The sequence below is a fragment of the Microbacterium sp. genome (assembly GCF_036277215.1).
Lineage (GTDB): Bacteria > Actinomycetota > Actinomycetes > Actinomycetales > Microbacteriaceae > Microbacterium.
In genome coordinates this window covers 1-14406 of sequence record NZ_DASUNI010000193.1, presented here as the reverse complement: position 1 = coordinate 14406, position 14406 = coordinate 1, and the positions used below count along the sequence as shown (strand labels likewise).

At 68.9% G+C, this 14406-nt stretch carries 15 protein-coding genes; 10 read left to right on the top strand and 5 right to left on the bottom strand.

All coding sequences use genetic code 11. The features are described from left to right. The 4 genes from VFX99_RS10015 to mutM form a co-directional block, all read left to right on the top strand. On the top strand, positions 1–333 hold a 333-nt coding region (locus VFX99_RS10015; protein ID WP_329666151.1), incomplete at its 5' end, for a DUF177 domain-containing protein. Positions 334–371: 38 nt separating this feature from the next. Next, a complete protein-coding gene (gene rpmF / locus VFX99_RS10010) occupies positions 372–581 on the top strand; it encodes a 50S ribosomal protein L32 (protein WP_028495421.1) in 210 nt (69 codons plus the stop codon). A gap of 17 nt (positions 582–598) precedes the next feature. Continuing rightward, complete coding sequence (rnc, locus tag VFX99_RS10005) at positions 599–1291, top strand: ribonuclease III (RefSeq protein WP_329666150.1); 693 nt, start codon at positions 599–601, stop codon at positions 1289–1291. Positions 1292–1299: 8 nt separating this feature from the next. Further along, on the top strand, positions 1300–2232 hold the full coding sequence (gene mutM, locus VFX99_RS10000) for a bifunctional DNA-formamidopyrimidine glycosylase/DNA-(apurinic or apyrimidinic site) lyase (RefSeq protein ID WP_329666149.1): 933 nt from the start codon (positions 1300–1302) through the stop codon (positions 2230–2232). On the opposite strand, the gene VFX99_RS09995 is transcribed toward mutM, so the two are convergent. The 3 genes from VFX99_RS09995 to VFX99_RS09985 are packed head-to-tail and all read right to left on the bottom strand — an operon-like array spanning position 2225 to position 4723. Further along, positions 2225–3322 carry a GNAT family N-acetyltransferase gene (locus VFX99_RS09995; RefSeq protein ID WP_329666148.1) on the bottom strand — a complete coding sequence of 366 codons (1098 nt, stop codon included), beginning with the start codon at positions 3320–3322 and terminating at the stop codon, positions 2225–2227. The genes mutM and VFX99_RS09995 overlap by 8 nt on opposite strands. Beyond that, positions 3315–4400 (bottom strand): GNAT family N-acetyltransferase, encoded by a 1086-nt coding sequence (locus VFX99_RS09990; protein ID WP_329666147.1) that lies wholly within the window; start codon positions 4398–4400, stop codon positions 3315–3317. Before VFX99_RS09990 ends, VFX99_RS09995 begins: the two co-directional genes overlap by 8 nt. Positions 4401–4459: 59 nt before the next feature. Next, positions 4460–4723 (bottom strand): hypothetical protein, encoded by a 264-nt coding sequence (locus VFX99_RS09985; RefSeq protein ID WP_329666146.1) that lies wholly within the window; start codon positions 4721–4723, stop codon positions 4460–4462. A 489-nt stretch (positions 4724–5212) separates the two neighbouring features. Here VFX99_RS09985 and smc point away from each other — a divergent pair, with 489 nt between their 5' ends. The 4 genes from smc to VFX99_RS09965 all read left to right on the top strand — a co-directional run bounded on the left by smc (position 5213) and on the right by VFX99_RS09965 (position 10649). Continuing rightward, the gene (gene smc / locus VFX99_RS09980; RefSeq protein ID WP_329666145.1) at positions 5213–8713 is read left to right on the top strand and encodes a chromosome segregation protein SMC; all 3501 of its coding nucleotides are present in this window, start codon (positions 5213–5215) and stop codon (positions 8711–8713) included. 22 nt (positions 8714–8735) lie between these two features. Beyond that, entirely contained in the window at positions 8736–9605 is an 870-nt protein-coding gene (gene ftsY / locus VFX99_RS09975) for a signal recognition particle-docking protein FtsY (RefSeq protein WP_329666144.1), read from the top strand. A gap of 95 nt (positions 9606–9700) precedes the next feature. Further along, a complete protein-coding gene (locus VFX99_RS09970) occupies positions 9701–10201 on the top strand; it encodes a DUF2004 domain-containing protein (protein WP_329666143.1) in 501 nt (166 codons plus the stop codon). A gap of 16 nt (positions 10202–10217) precedes the next feature. Then, positions 10218–10649, top strand: coding sequence for an MSMEG_6728 family protein (locus tag VFX99_RS09965; RefSeq protein ID WP_329666142.1), 432 nt, complete (start codon positions 10218–10220; stop codon positions 10647–10649). Between the two features lie 8 nt (positions 10650–10657). Here VFX99_RS09965 and lipA read toward each other — a convergent pair whose 3' ends face one another. Together lipA and lipB are read right to left on the bottom strand one after the other, a co-directional pair. Beyond that, positions 10658–11659 carry a lipoyl synthase gene (gene lipA, locus VFX99_RS09960; RefSeq protein WP_329666152.1) on the bottom strand — a complete coding sequence of 334 codons (1002 nt, stop codon included), beginning with the start codon at positions 11657–11659 and terminating at the stop codon, positions 10658–10660. A 32-nt stretch (positions 11660–11691) separates the two neighbouring features. Continuing rightward, positions 11692–12330 (bottom strand): lipoyl(octanoyl) transferase LipB, encoded by a 639-nt coding sequence (gene lipB / locus VFX99_RS09955; protein ID WP_329666141.1) that lies wholly within the window; start codon positions 12328–12330, stop codon positions 11692–11694. Between the two features lie 73 nt (positions 12331–12403). On the opposite strand from lipB, the gene VFX99_RS09950 reads away from it, so the two are divergent. Together VFX99_RS09950 and VFX99_RS09945 are read left to right on the top strand one after the other, a co-directional pair. Further along, complete coding sequence (locus tag VFX99_RS09950; RefSeq protein ID WP_329666140.1) at positions 12404–13387, top strand: TetR family transcriptional regulator; 984 nt, start codon at positions 12404–12406, stop codon at positions 13385–13387. 33 nt (positions 13388–13420) lie between these two features. Continuing rightward, a partial coding sequence (locus VFX99_RS09945) for a signal recognition particle protein (RefSeq protein ID WP_329666139.1) occupies positions 13421–14406 on the top strand: 986 nt, incomplete at its 3' end.

The window sequence follows — 14406 nt, the reverse complement described above, 5'->3', positions numbered from 1 at the left end:
GAGTACACCGGCATCTGCGGCCGCTGCCTCAGAGACATCGCCGAGGGCCTCCAAGTCGAGTTTCAGGAGCTTTTCGCGTATCCTGGAGCCGAAGCAACTGACTTCGAGGTTCAAGACGACCACGTGGATCTTGAAACTCTGGTCAGGGATGCGACCGTCTTGGCGCTTCCGTTTCAGCCGGTGTGTCAGCCGGATTGCCCCGGCCTCAATCCGGCCACGGGTGAGCGGCTGACCGTGAGCAGCGGTTCCGAGCAGCGCACGCCCCTCGATTCTCGCTGGGCCGCGCTCCAGAAATTCACCCCAGACCACGACGAGGACGCCCCGCGCGCGTAGCGGAAGTCGATCGTCGAGAACACAGAAGAGAGCAAGCCATGGCAGGTAACCCCCCGAAGCGGAAGGTCTCCCGCTCCAACACGCGTTCGCGTCGTGCGCAGTGGAAGGCGGCACCCATCACGTTGACCACCACGGTGGAGAACGGCAAGGTCGTCTACAGCCGTCCTCACCAGGCGAAGGTCGTCACCGACTCGCAGGGCACCGAGCTGTTCCTCGAATACAAGGGCCGCAAGGTCGCTGACGTCTGAGACGTGCGGCTGCCGCCGTGAGTGACCTTTCAGCGGACCGCACGCACCTGACCGACAAGCTCGGCGTCCGCATCGACGCCGAGCTTCTGTCGCTCGCGCTGACTCATCGGTCGTGGGCGTACGAGCACGGACAGGTGCCGCACAACGAGCGGCTCGAATTCCTCGGCGACTCCGTGCTCGGCCAGGCGGTGACCGTGCGGCTGTTCACGGCCAACCCCCATCTCGATGAGGGTGCCCTCGCGAAGCGCCGGGCGAGTGTCGTCTCCACCGTCGCCCTCGCCGAGGTCGCCCGCGGCATCGGACTCGGTGATCATGTGCTCCTCGGTCGCGGCGAGGAGCAGACCGGCGGACGCGACAAGGACTCGATCCTCGCCGACACCATGGAGGCGGTCATCGGGGCGACCTATCTTTCGGTGGGTCCGGATGCCGCAACCGCACTGGTCCTCCGTCTGATCGACCCGCTGCTGGACGATCCGGACCGGTACGGCGCCGCGATCGACCCCAAGACGACACTGCAGGAACTCGCATCGCGGATGGGGGCCGCGCCTCCGCTCTACGCGGTCACCTCGACCGGTCCCGATCACAATCGCGTCTTCGCAGCCACCGTGACGGTCGCGGAGTTCTCCGCGCACGGCACCGGCTCGAGCAAGAAGCAGGCCGAGATGGCCGCTGCGCTCCTGGCCTGGCGGGAGCTCAGCGGGCATGCCTGACGCCGGCCGTGCCTGAGCTTCCCGAGGTGGAGGTCGTGCGCGCCGGGCTTGACCCGGCTGTTGTCGGTGCGACCGTGCTCGGAGTGACCGTGCTGGACGAACGGGCACTCACGCGCTTTCCCGGTTCGGGTGCCCAGTTCGAGGCGGCGCTCACGGGTCGTCTGCTGCGCGGCGCCGCGCGCCGCGGCAAGTTCATCTGGATCCCGCTGGTGCCTGCGGCGGTCGATGACGCACCCCACGAGGCGCTCGTCGCGCACCTCGGCATGAGCGGCCAGCTCCTGCTGCGCGCACCGGGCGCGGCGCCCGAGAGGCACGAGCGCGTCCGGCTGGACATCCAGCATCCCGAGCAGGGCGAGATCGCCGTGGTCTTCGCCGACCAGCGCACGTTCGGCTCGCTCACCCTGGATCCGCTGGTGCCCACGCCCGATGCCGCTCCCGGCGGCTGGGGAACGACCGAGGCCAGCGTCCCTCAGCAGGTCGCCCACATCGCGCGCGATCCACTCGACCCGGCATTCCACGACCGCTCGTTCCGGGACGCACTCGCCCGCAAGGACTCGGCCATCAAACGCGTGCTCCTGGACCAGTCGACGATCAGCGGAGTCGGGAACATCTACGCGGACGAGGCGCTGTGGCATGCCCGCATCCACCCCGAGACGCCCGCCCGGACGCTCTCCACGCGGGCCGTCAACGGCCTCCTCGGCGATGTGCGCGTCGTGCTGGAGCGAGCCCTCGCCGAGGGTGGCACAAGCTTCGATGCCCAGTACGTGAACGTCAACGGCCAGGCCGGCTACTTCGCCCATTCGCTCAACGCGTACGGCCGCACCGGCGAACCCTGCGCCCGGTGCGGCGGCCCGATCATGCGCGTGTCGTTCATGAATCGCTCGAGTCACTTCTGCCCGCACTGTCAGAAGCTGCCGCGCCGGCCTCAGTCGGTCAGCTGAGCACCTTCTGCCACGCGCCCGCGTAGGACGCCGGGACGAAGCCGATCCCCTCGTTGATGTCGAGCATGTGACGGTTCTCTTCGGCGTTGAAGGTCGACACGCGAGGCGATTCCGGCACCAGTTCGCGCCAGCGGAGGAGATTGGCGCACTTGACGATCGTGCCGAGCCGATGACCGCGGTGGCCCTTGAGCACGAGCGTGCCGTATTGCTGGGTCGCCCCGGTATGGTCGTCCGCGATGACCAGCTCGTTGTAAGCGGCGATCGTGCCGGTGGGCACGTGCTGCACGCACGCTACTGAGACGGTCAGTCCCTGCGCCTTCAGCCGGGCGTCCCGGCGCTGCACCCGCGCGGCATCCCAGTGCTGCTCCTCGATCACGAGCCCACCCGCGGGAGCATCGGTGGACATCCGTGAGATCGCGTAGGCGAACCCGTCGAGGTGTTCCGGCGGTGTCGGGGAGGTCCACGTCACGAGACGGTAGTCCGCGCCCGCGGCATCCTCAGCCTCTGCGAGCTTGCGCTCGACGATGTCGAATGGTCCATGCAGGTCGAACACGCTGTTGCGCTCGACCTGCTCGAGCGTGAAGCCGTTCTCGCCCATGAACACGCTCTGGCGGTCGGCGGCCGGCACCGAGCCGAACCCCGTGGGAGGGGCGATGCGCACTCCGCCCGTGCTCGGACGGTGGAGGGTCCATGTCTGGATCGTCCGGATGCCGCGCGCCCGCGCCTCCGCCTCGACCGCGGCCAGCAGCGCCTCTTCGGCGCCCTCACCCCAGTGCTCGGGATCGACCATCAGATCGAATTCCATCGAGGTGGTGTCGTCCTGATTGCTGATCATGAGCTTGACCGCTCCGAGGATCCGCCCCTCGCGCTCCGCGGCGAACCCGATCTGCGTCCAGTCCGTCTGGTCCTGCCAGAACCCCAGGACCTCTTCGGCATCCTCGTGGAGGTAGTCGTGCCCGGCGTCGGCCAGACAGACGGCATTGCCGATGCGCACCATCTCCAGGAACGGGCCGGCGTCCGGTGCGTCCAGGCTTGCGGGCACCACAAGCGGCGAGACCGTCAGCGCAGTGCGCTGCTGCAGCTCAGTCATCGAGCACCTTCTTCCATGCGCCTTCGTACTCGATCGGCACGAACCCGATCGCCTCGTTGATGTCGAGCATGGGGCGGTTCTCCTCTGCGTTGTATGTGATGACGCGCTGCGACTGCGGAGCGAAATCTCGCCACGACAGCAGCCCCGCGCACTTGACGAGCGTGCCCAGCTTGTGGCCGCGATGGTCCTTCAGGACGAGCGTGTCCTCCTGGTGCGACGCCTCGGTGCGGTCCTTACCGATGACGAGCTCGTTGAACGCGCAGAGCTCGCCCGTGGCGATGTGCTGCGCGGCCGTGACCTGCAGCGCCCGGCCCGCCTCGGTGTAACGCGAGTCGTGCCGGGCGATGCGTGCGGCATCCCACGTCTCCTCGTCGAACTCCAGGTTGGCCGCCGGCGCATCGGTCACCATGCGCGATTTCATCCAGGCGTAGCCGGCCGCGAATTCCGGGGGAGTGGGGGCGAACCACTGCACGACTCGATAGCCGTCGGCTGCTGCGGTGGCTTCGGCGAGCAGGCGCTCGACGACGTCGAACGAGCCGGTGAGATCGAAGGCGCTGTTGCGTTCGATCTGCTCGAGGCTGTAGCCGTGGCGGAGATAGAACCGGGCAACGTGGTCCTCAGGGATGTCGCCGAAGCCCGTGGGGGCGGATAGCCGCGGGCCCGGGACATCGGGGTGCGCAGCCCAGGACTGCAGGACGGTGCGGTCGTTCTCGCGTGCGACCCGTTCCACCAGGTCGTAGGCGGCGGAGCCGATCCCGCGACCCCATACGTCGCGCACCAGTTCGATGAGCCAGAAGGCGAGCTTCGAATCGCCTTCGAGCGGAAGGTCGACCCCGACCCGGCCGACGGTCTGATCGTCGACCACGATCGACCAGATCAGCCGTCGCTCGGTCTCATCGGGCCGATAGTGCGGAAGCAGCTCGTCCGCGGCGATGCGGTGGTCGTCGTGCCCGGAGATCTCGCGGTAGATCCGGTTGCGGACGCGCACCATCTCGACGAAGTCGGCTGCGTCGGGTGAGTCGATGGATGCGGGGATCGTCAGGGGCCGGAGCTCGACGCCGGCGGGTGCGGTGATCATGGGAAGTCCGTTTCGTGGAGTGGGGATCCGGGACCGCCGGCGGCGGCCCCGGGTCCGATTCAGATCCGGACGCCCCCGAGGGCGTCCCTGCGAAAGGCTGCGTGCTCACGCACGGCGAGCTGCCGGGCGTTCGCAAGCAGGCGGGCGTGCTCGTGATGATCACGCGCGCTTTCGAGGCGGCGGGTGCTGCGCAGCAGCAGCCACAGCCCGATCCGCAGCTCGAGACGGTCGGCGAGCGTGAGGTGCGCACCGTCCGTGGTCGAGGGAGGAAGGCGAAGCCTGTCCGAGCCGAGAGACCGGACGGGCGCCAGTGTGTCGTTCATGATGGTCTCTTTCGAGTGGGAGGTGGATTGCGGTGTGCCCGATCGGGCCGGGGTCGCGAATGCGCGACGAGGGTGCTCGACGAAGGAGCTGCGGAGCCGACCTCTGATACGCGGCGGGCCTGCGCACGGACGATTGCGTCCGCTGGGCAGAGTCCTCCCCGGCGGCGGTCAGCCGGCTGTGGGAGCGGTAGCGCCGAACGACGGGGTCACCGGAGCGATTCCGCAGAACGGCGAGCGGCTGTTCGGCTCGAAGCCTGGGGTGATCATGTGCATCATCGGTGACCTCCTTTCGTGTGTGGACGCGAAGAGCGACGATAGCGCGCCTCCGACGCGCGCGTCAAGCGAATTCGCAGATTGCGCGAACCACGGGCGTGTCGCGGGCACGAATCCGCGCCGACGCAGCGGCGCTGCACCGGCTCGCCTGCGCGGAACCGCGCACGCCCTCGGGTAGCGTAAGGCGGTGACTCGAGTCGGGTGGAGGACGCCTTTATGCACCTGAAGAGCGTGACGCTCAAAGGGTTCAAGTCGTTCGCCCAGCCGACAACCTTCGCCTTCGAGCAGGGGGTGACCTGCATCGTGGGGCCCAACGGCTCGGGCAAGTCGAACGTCGTGGACGCCCTCGCCTGGGTCATGGGCGAGCAGGGAGCCAAGACGCTCCGCGGTGGGAAGATGGAGGACGTCATCTTCGCGGGCACCGCGACGCGCGGGCCGCTCGGTCGCGCCGAGGTGCAGCTTACAATCGACAACGCGGACGGCGCGCTTCCGATCGACTACTCCGAGGTGACGATCAGCCGCACTCTGTTCCGCAACGGTGCGAGCGAGTACGCGATCAACGGGGGCGTCTGCCGGCTGCTCGATGTGCAGGAGCTCCTCAGCGACTCCGGGCTCGGTCGCGAGATGCACGTGATCGTCGGCCAGGGCCGTCTGGACAGTGTCCTCCAAGCCTCACCCGAGGAGCGGCGCGGATTCATCGAGGAGGCCGCGGGCATCCTCAAGCACCGCCGCCGCAAGGAGAAGACCCTTCGCAAGCTGGAGGCGATGGAGGCGAACCTGACGCGGTTGAGCGATCTCGCGGGGGAGCTGCGCCGACAGCTCAAGCCGCTCGGGCGCCAAGCCGAGATCGCGCGCGAGGCGGCGACCATCGCCGCCGTGGTGCGGGACGCACGAGCACGGCTGCTCGCCGATGAGCTGTCGGGCCTGCGCGCCGAGCTCGCCGATCACGCCCGCAGCGAGCAGGAGCGTCACACCGAACGTCTGGTGCTGCAGGATCAGGCCGATAATCTGCGCAGCAGGATCGCCAGACTCGAAGAGCAGCAGAGGAGCGAAGGCGTCGACGAAGCGCGCAGCGTCGCGTACGGCCTCGAGCGGGTGCAGGAGCGGCTGCGCAGCCTGTACGCGCTCACCGGGCAGCGCCTGTCACTCCTCAGCGACAGCCCTGACGACTCGGGCATCGAGCTGACCACGGTGTCGCAGGCCATGATCGACGACGTCCGTGCAGAGATCGACGAGATCGCGGCTGGACTCGGCGATGCCCAGGACGCCGCCGCGCAGGCAGCCCGGGAAGTCGTGCGCGCCCGCGCGGAGCTGGACGCCCTCGACGCCGACATCGCCGCGCAGAGTTCCTTGGTGTCCGAGCACGATATGCGCCTGACCGCTCTGCGCGGCTCGGCGGAGGCCGCGAATTCAGCGCTCGCCGCGGTGCGCGCCGGCGTCGAGCGGCAGCAGCGGGCGCTGGATGCGGCCCTCGCCCGTCGTGCCGAGGCGGAGACCGAGCTCGCCGGGGTGGATCCGGAGCTGGTGCCCGAGGGCTCGGCCGGCGAGTACGCGGCCGCCTACGATCGCGCTCAACGGGAGGCGACGGATGCCGAGGCCACCGTAGGCCGACTGCGCGAGCGCCTTCACGCGGCCGAGCGCGAGGGCGAGTCGCTGACGGCGCAGACCGCCGCGCTCGGACGCGCTCTGGACGTGCGCAACGCGGCGGCCGAGCTCGTGGCCCTGGGCGGCTCGGGAATCCTCGGCCTGCTGGGCGATGCGATCAAGGTGACGGCAGGGTACGAGACGGCCATCGCGGCGGCACTCGGTCCGCTCGCGGAAGGCGTGCTGGTGGACACCGGCGACGATGCGTTCGCCGTCGCCCGCACCGTACGGGGCGGCGACCTCGGGGTCATCGACATCGCGATCGCCCGATCCGGCGCGAGCATTCCGGCGCTCCCGCAGATCTCCGGGATCGTCGCTGCGGGCGAGGTCGTGACCGCCCCCGACGGTGTGCTCGGCATCCTGTCGCACGTGGTCGTCGCCGAAGACCTCGAGGCCGCTCACGCGGCTGCTCCCGTGCTGGCCGACGCGGGTATCCCGGTGACGATCGTGACCCGCACGGGTGAGGTCTACACCGCGCACACGATTCGAGCCGGATCCGGACAGGGTCGCTCCCGTCTGGAGCTGGCCGCCGAGCGGGATGCAGCCGCGGAGCGCCGCGACGAGATCACCGTCGTGGCCGATTCGCTGCGCGAGGCGCTCGCGGACGCGGTCCACACCCTCGAGGCCGGCCGTCAGCGCACGAAGGCCGCCCTCGCGACCCTGCGCGCGCACGACGCCGCCCTGGCCGCGCACACCGAGAAGGTCAATCGCGCCGCCGTGCGCCACGAAGCCGCGGTCGCCGACTGCGACCGCCTCGCCACTGGTCTCGAGCAGGCCGCAGCGGCGGTCGAAGACGCCGAGAAGGCTGCGCGGACCGCGGAGGAGCGGCTGGCGGTCGCGCGTGAGGCGCCGCGACCGATCCTGGACGCGTCGGCCCGCGAAGGCATGCTGGCTGAGCTGGAGGCCGCGCGCGAGGCGGAGATGCGAGCACGCCTCGATGTCGAGACGCTGAAGGAGCGGGTGCGCGCGGGCGAGGCGCGGGTCGTGCAGCTGGAACGTCAGCGCGAGCGCGAGCGGGCGGCTGCCGCAGAGGCCGCGCGCCGGGCAGTGCTGCGCCGGACGCAACGCGACGTCGCCGCCCGAGTCGCCGCCCAACTGCCGGCGGTGCTGGACTCGGTCGATCGTTCGGTCAGCACGGCGCGCGTGGAGCTGGCCGCCGCCGAGTCGGCGCGCACGGCGGTGACAACGGAACTCGTCGAGCTGCGGCGTCAGGAGGGCGTTCTGCGAGATCGCCTCGCCGGCCTGACCGAGAGCGTGCACGGACTCGAGCTGCAGATCCATGAAAAGCGACTGCATGTGTCGAGCCTCCTGGAGCGCGTCACCTCCGAGCTCGGCCTAGACGAAGACATCCTCATTTCAGAATATGGCCCGGACCAGGCAGTTCCCGGCGCCGGCGAGCCCGTTGCCTTCGACCGCACGAATCAACGCCGTCGACTTCAGGACGCCGAGCGGAAGCTCGCCCAGCTCGGCCGCGTGAATCCGCTCGCTCTGGAGGAGTTCGCCGCACTGGAGCAGCGACACAAGTTCCTGGTCGAGCAGCTCGCCGACCTGACTCAGACCCGCAAAGACCTCCTGACGATCATCGAAGAGCTCGACGAGCGGATGCAGACCATCTTCCTGGCGGCGTTCGACGACACGAAGGTCGCGTTCGGCGAGGTGTTCCCCGTGCTGTTCCCGGGCGGCACCGGCAGCATCTCGCTGACCAACCCGGACGATCCGCTGACGACGGGAATCGAGGTCGCTGTTCGTCCGGTCGGCAAGAAGATCGAACGACTCTCGCTGCTCTCGGGTGGCGAGCGGTCACTCGCCGCCGTGGCACTCCTGGTCGCCATCTTCATGGCGCGCCCCAGCCCGTTCTATATCCTCGACGAGGTGGAGGCGGCCCTGGACGATGCGAACCTCGGACGGCTGCTCGGAGTCTTCGAGCGGCTCCGCGAGAGCAGCCAGCTCATCGTGATCACCCACCAGAAACGCACGATGGAGATCGCCGACGCGCTCTACGGCGTCTCCATGCGGCAGGACGGAGTCTCCGCGGTGGTCGGCCAGCGGGTCGGCGAGCGGGTGTCGGCCTAGAGGGCCCCCCTAGGCTGGTCGCATGGCAGAGAAGTGGTCCCTCGGCAGTGCGCTGCGTGGCATGTTCGTGCGTCCGACGATCGACGAGACCACGTGGGATGACCTCGAGACGGCGCTGCTGACGGCGGACTTCGGTCCCGACATCTCCGAGCGGATCATCGATGAGCTGCGCGAGAAGGTCGAGCGTTACCGGACGACCGATCCACGCGACCTTCAGCGGATGCTCAAGGAGACACTCGAAGAGCATTTCGCGAAATTCGACACCACCCTCCGCCTCACGGAGCGTCCGGCCGTGGTGCTCGTGGTCGGCGTCAACGGGGTCGGCAAGACGACCACGATCGGCAAGTTCGCCAAGTTCCTCCAGCGCTACGGTCGCAGCGTCGTCGTGGGTGCGGCCGACACCTTCCGCGCCGCCGCGGTCGATCAGCTGGCCACGTGGGCCGAACGCGGAGGCGCCGCAATCGTGCGGCCGCAGCACGAGGGCCAGGATCCGGCATCCGTCGCCTTCCAGACGATCGAGTACGCCAAGCGCACGTCCACCGAGATCGTGCTGGTCGACACCGCCGGCCGCCTGCACACCAAGGGCGGCCTCATGGACGAGCTCGGCAAGATCCGGCGGGTCATCGAGAAGCAGTCGCCGATCAGTGAAGTCCTGCTGGTGCTCGACGCGACGACGGGACAGAACGGCGTCATGCAGGCCCAGGCCTTCCTCGAGCACGCCGGTGTGACCGGGCTCGTGCTGACCAAGCTCGACGGCTCGGCGAAGGGCGGCTTCGTGCTCGCCGTCCAGGAGCGCACGGGTATCCCGGTGAAGCTCCTCGGGCAGGGCGAGGGGATCGGCGACCTCACCGGATTCACGCCGCACGTCTTCGCGGCATCCCTCGTCGATTGACCTTTCTCGCCGTCTCGTGGCGCGTCTTCAACTCTTAACACACGGCGCGCCGATGCGGGATGGCGCCGATGGTCCGGTGCTGGTTTCATGGGGATATGGCCATCGAGCACGATTTCTTCGGACTCCTGGAGTCGGGCCCGGACGGGTCGATCTTCTGGTCTGAGAACGTCGACCTCGGCGATCAGACCGTGACGGTCGATCTGACCGCGCCCGATCAGGACGACGTGTCGGAGGCCGCGCTCGACGTGGCCGCCAGCCTGATCTCCTCGATCGAGTCGATCGACCGCACCGCGCGCAACGCCATGGTCTCGGAGCTGGACGACCGCACCAGCGAGGTGATCGAGTACATCCTGCAGCAGCAGCAGAATCTCGGCGACGAGCTCGAGGAGCTGCTCGTGGACATCTCGGGCGACGTTCAGGTGGACGTCATCCGCTCGCTGCAGCTCATGAGCATGACGATCCTTGCCGACGAGCACGGCGGGGCCGACCCGTTCGCGGTGCTCGAGTACGCCCTCGACCCGGATGCGACCGACGATGTCATCCTGGTGAACCTCGACTCGGAGGGTGAAGTCCTCTCGGTCACCAGCGCCGACTGAGGGCAGCCGCCCCCTCATGCAGACGTTCCTTCCCTACCCCTCCTTCGCGCGCTCCGCCGAGGCCCTGGACCCGAGCAGGCTCGGCAAGCAGCGCGTCGAGACCTTCCAACTCCTGCGCGCCAACACGATCCCGGACTACGGCTGGCGGCACCATCCGGCGGCGAAGATGTGGGGCGGGCACCTCCCCGCCCTGGTCGCATACGGACTGGCGATGACGGATGCCTGGACCGCGACGGGCCGCGCCGACACCGTGCGGCCGAAGCTGCTCGCCTTCGCGCCCGAGGTGGACGGGGTGCCGCAGGAGGACCTGGATCTGCCGCCGTGGCTCGGCGATCCGGCGTTCCACCTTGCCCACCAATCGAACTTGGTGCGCAAGGACCCGGAGTTCTACCGTCCGCGATTCGGCGACATCCCGGACGATCTGCCGTACATCTGGCCGCTGCCCTGACGAACCGCCTACACGGCCTGCGAGAAGGTCAGCCCCTCGTGCGCGATGTCCTGGGCGAGGTGGGACAGATCCTCGGGGATGTCTCGGCCCTTCGAGATCATCGACTGCGCCCAGAGGCGCCCCGCGCGGTACGACGACCGCACCAGCGGCCCGGCGAGGACGCCGAGGAATCCGATCCGCTCCGCCTCCTCTTTGAACTGGACGAACTCCTCCGGCTTGACCCACCGATCGACGGGCAGGTGCCGAGGTGACGGCCGAAGGTACTGCGTGATCGTGATGATGTCGGTGCCGGCATCGTGCAGGTCCTGCAGCGCCTGCACGACCTCTGCGGGCTCTTCACCCATCCCGAGGATGAGATTCGACTTGGTGATCAGCCCGAAGTCACGGGCCTGCGTGATCACATCGAGCGAGCGCTCGTATCGGAACGCCGGACGGATGCGCTTGAAGATGCGGGGCACGGTCTCGACGTTGTGGGCGAAGACTTCGGGACGGGAATCGAACACCTCGCGGAGCAGGGCCGGATTTCCCGAGAAGTCCGTCGCGAGGATCTCCACCCCGGTGCCGGGGTTGTCCGCGTGGATGCGGCGGACCGTCTCGGCGTGCAGCCACGCTCCCTCGTCGGGCAGGTCGTCGCGCGCGACGCCGGTCACCGTCGCGTAGCGCAGCCGCATCTTCTGCACGCTCTCGGCGACCCGGCGCGGCTCGTCCATGTCGTAATCGGCCGGCTTGCCGGTGTCGATCTGGCAGAAGTCGCAGCGGCGCGTGCACTGCGAACCGCCGATGAGGAAGGTCGCCTCGCGATCCTCCCAGCATTCGTAGATGTTCGGACAGCCGGCCTCCTGGCACACCGTGTGCAGGCCCTCGTCCTTCACGAGCGAATGCAGCTCGGTGTACTCGGGCCCCATCTTCGCGCGCGTCTTGATCCACGCGGGCTTGCGCTCGATCGGAGTCTGAGCGTTGCGCACCTCGAGGCGCAGCAGCTTGCGGCCGGCGGGCGCGGATGCCGGCATCGATTCCGCGGAGGACCCGGTGGCGCAGCCGCTCACGCGGGGACCCCCGCATACTCGGCTTCGAAAACGGAGACGATCGAGTCGACGATGTCCGCGGGCGTGACATCCCCGCCCACCACCTCGCTGACGGTGGTCACGCCGGCATCCGTGATCCCGCAGGGGATGATCCCGCGGAATCCGGCGAGCGTGTTGTCGCAGTTGACGGCGAACCCGTGCATCGTCACACCCTTCTCCACCCTCACCCCGATCGCGGCGATCTTGTCCTCCGACAACGGCCGCCTCACCCAGACGCCGCTGCGCCCTTCGACGCGGTAGCCGTTCACCCCGTGCTCGCCGAGAGCGTCGATCAGCAGACGCTCGAGGCGCCGGACGTGTGCGACCACGTCCACAGGCTCGGGCAGGCGGACGATCGGATATCCGACCAACTGCCCTGGACCGTGCCAGGTGATCTTGCCTCCGCGATCGACGTCGATCACGGGCGTCCCGTCGGTCGGACGCTCGTGCGGCTCGGTGCGCTTTCCCGCCGTGTAGACGGCCCGATGCTCGAGCAGCACCAGTGTGTCCGCACGCTCGCCCGAGACCACTCCGGCGTGAACCTGCCGCTGCAGTGCCCACCCATCGTGGTAGGGCACGAAGTCCGGAGCGAGGCCGGCGGTCAGGATCTCGAGCACAGGCGGTGTCCTCTCGCACGGAGCATGATTGATGGATCGCGTCCAACAATACGCCCGAACCTAGGCTGGGGGCATGACCGCCGATTCGCGTACCGGCCGGCCCCGCGCCTCGTCGCGCGAGACGCTCGCCGAGGCCGCCTGCGAGCTCTTCCTCGAGCGCGGCTACGAGGCGACCTCGATCGCCGCGATCGCACAGCGCGCCGGAGTGAGCAGGTCGAGCTTCTTCAACTACTTCGACTCCAAGGCGGACGTCCTGTGGTCGGGGCTGGACGAACGGATCATTCCGTTCGAGCAGGCCCTCTCCACCAGCGACGACGCGGATGCCGCGGCCGACGTGCGTGCGGCGATGGAGTCGATCGCGAGGAGCTTCGCTCCGGACAGCCTTGCGCTGGCGCTGGTGAACTCATCGGCGATGGGCCTGGACGACGAACTCGAGCGCGAGGCCTCCCTCCGCCGGTCCCGCATCGCCCGAGCGGTGTCGGATCGACTGCGGCGGGGCGGCGCCGACCGCCTGCGCGCCGATGTCGTAGGCGCGGCGTACGGCGGTGCGGTCCTCGCCGCCCTCGATGCCTGGGCCCACGACGGCGCGGGACGTACCGACCTCGCGCGCATGCTGAGGCGTGCGGTCGACACCGCGGCCGGGGCACTTCGCCCCGTTTCGGCGGTCCGGCAGCTGCGGGTCGTCGTGCGCGCGGCCGAGTTCGACGCCGCGCTCCGGTTCTATCGAGACGAGCTCGGGCTGATCGAGCGCGAATCGTACGAGGGGGAGGGCGATGCGCGCGTCGTCATCCTCGAGGCAGGGGCGGCGACGCTCGAGCTGTCGAATCCCGCTCAGGTCGCGATGATCGACCGGGTCGAGACGGACGGCGGCACGAGCGACCGCATCCGCATCGCGTTCGAGGTCGACGACACCGCCGCGACCGTCGAGCGGCTGGTCGAGGCGGGTGCGCGGCTTGAGGCATCCGCCCGGGAGACTCCGTGGCGCTCTCTGAACGCTCGGCTCCGGGCGCCGGCCGACCTGCAGGTCACGCTGTTCCAGGAGCTCGGCGAAGACTGACCCGCGCGTGGGCTCCCGTAAACTTGGGGGACTATGGCTACCTTCGGCACGCTCTCCGATCGTCTCACCGAGACTTTCCGCAACCTCCGCACCAAGGGCAAGCTCAGCCCCGCGGACGTCGACGGCACGGTTCGCGAGATCCGACGCGCCCTCCTCGACGCCGACGTCGCGCTGCCGGTCGTCAAGGAGTTCACTGCGAAGGTGCGCGAACGTGCGCTCGGCGACGAGGTCAGCAAGGCGCTCAACCCCGCGCAGCAGGTCGTCCAGATCGTCAACGAGGAGCTCGTCGCGATCCTGGGCGGGCAGCAGCGCCGCCTGCAGTTCGCGAAGAATCCGCCCACGATCATCATGCTCGCGGGGCTCCAGGGCTCCGGAAAGACGACTTTCGCCGGCAAGCTCGCGAAGCTGCTCGAGAAAGAGGGGCACACGCCCCTGCTCGTCGCCGCCGACCTCCAGCGCCCGAACGCCGTGAACCAGCTGCAGGTCGTCGCGGGCCAGGCGGGCGCCGCCATCTACGCGCCGCAGCCGGGAAACGGCGTGGGCAACCCGGTGCAGGTGGCCCGCGACGGCGTGGAGGTCGCCCGGCGCCAGCAGCACGACGTCGTCATCATCGATACGGCCGGACGCCTCGGTGTCGACGCCGAGATGATGAAGCAGGCCGCCGACATCCGCGCGGCGACGGATCCCGACGAGGTCCTCTTCGTCATCGACGCGATGATCGGTCAGGATGCCGTCAACACCGCGAAGGCCTTCCAGGACGGCGTCGATTTCACCGGCGTGGTGCTGTCGAAGCTGGACGGCGACGCGCGTGGCGGCGCGGCACTCTCGGTCGCCTCGGTCACCGGTCGACCGATCATCTACGCGTCCACGGGCGAGGGGCTGGACGATCTAGAGCCGTTCCACCCGGATCGCATGGCTTCGCGCATCCTCGATCTCGGCGACATCCTGACCCTGATCGAGCAGGCGCAGCAGTCCTTCGACGAAGCCGAAGCCATGAAGATGGCGGAGAAGCTCGCGAC

Bases quoted from the DNA above. Each gene is read 5' to 3' on its own strand.
- VFX99_RS09950 (WP_329666140.1), top strand. From the start codon at position 12,404: ATGACCGCCGATTCGCGTACCGGCCGGCCCCGCGCCTCGTCGCGCGAG.
- smc (WP_329666145.1), top strand. From the start codon at position 5,213: ATGCACCTGAAGAGCGTGACGCTCAAAGGGTTCAAGTCGTTCGCCCAG.
- ftsY (WP_329666144.1), top strand. From the start codon at position 8,736: ATGGCAGAGAAGTGGTCCCTCGGCAGTGCGCTGCGTGGCATGTTCGTG.
- VFX99_RS09970 (WP_329666143.1), top strand. From the start codon at position 9,701: ATGGCCATCGAGCACGATTTCTTCGGACTCCTGGAGTCGGGCCCGGAC.
- rpmF (WP_028495421.1), top strand. From the start codon at position 372: ATGGCAGGTAACCCCCCGAAGCGGAAGGTCTCCCGCTCCAACACGCGT.
- VFX99_RS09985 (WP_329666146.1), bottom strand. From the start codon at position 4,723: ATGAACGACACACTGGCGCCCGTCCGGTCTCTCGGCTCGGACAGGCTT.
- VFX99_RS09965 (WP_329666142.1), top strand. From the start codon at position 10,218: ATGCAGACGTTCCTTCCCTACCCCTCCTTCGCGCGCTCCGCCGAGGCC.
- VFX99_RS09990 (WP_329666147.1), bottom strand. From the start codon at position 4,400: ATGATCACCGCACCCGCCGGCGTCGAGCTCCGGCCCCTGACGATCCCC.
- VFX99_RS09995 (WP_329666148.1), bottom strand. From the start codon at position 3,322: ATGACTGAGCTGCAGCAGCGCACTGCGCTGACGGTCTCGCCGCTTGTG.
- lipA (WP_329666152.1), bottom strand. From the start codon at position 11,659: ATGCCGGCATCCGCGCCCGCCGGCCGCAAGCTGCTGCGCCTCGAGGTG.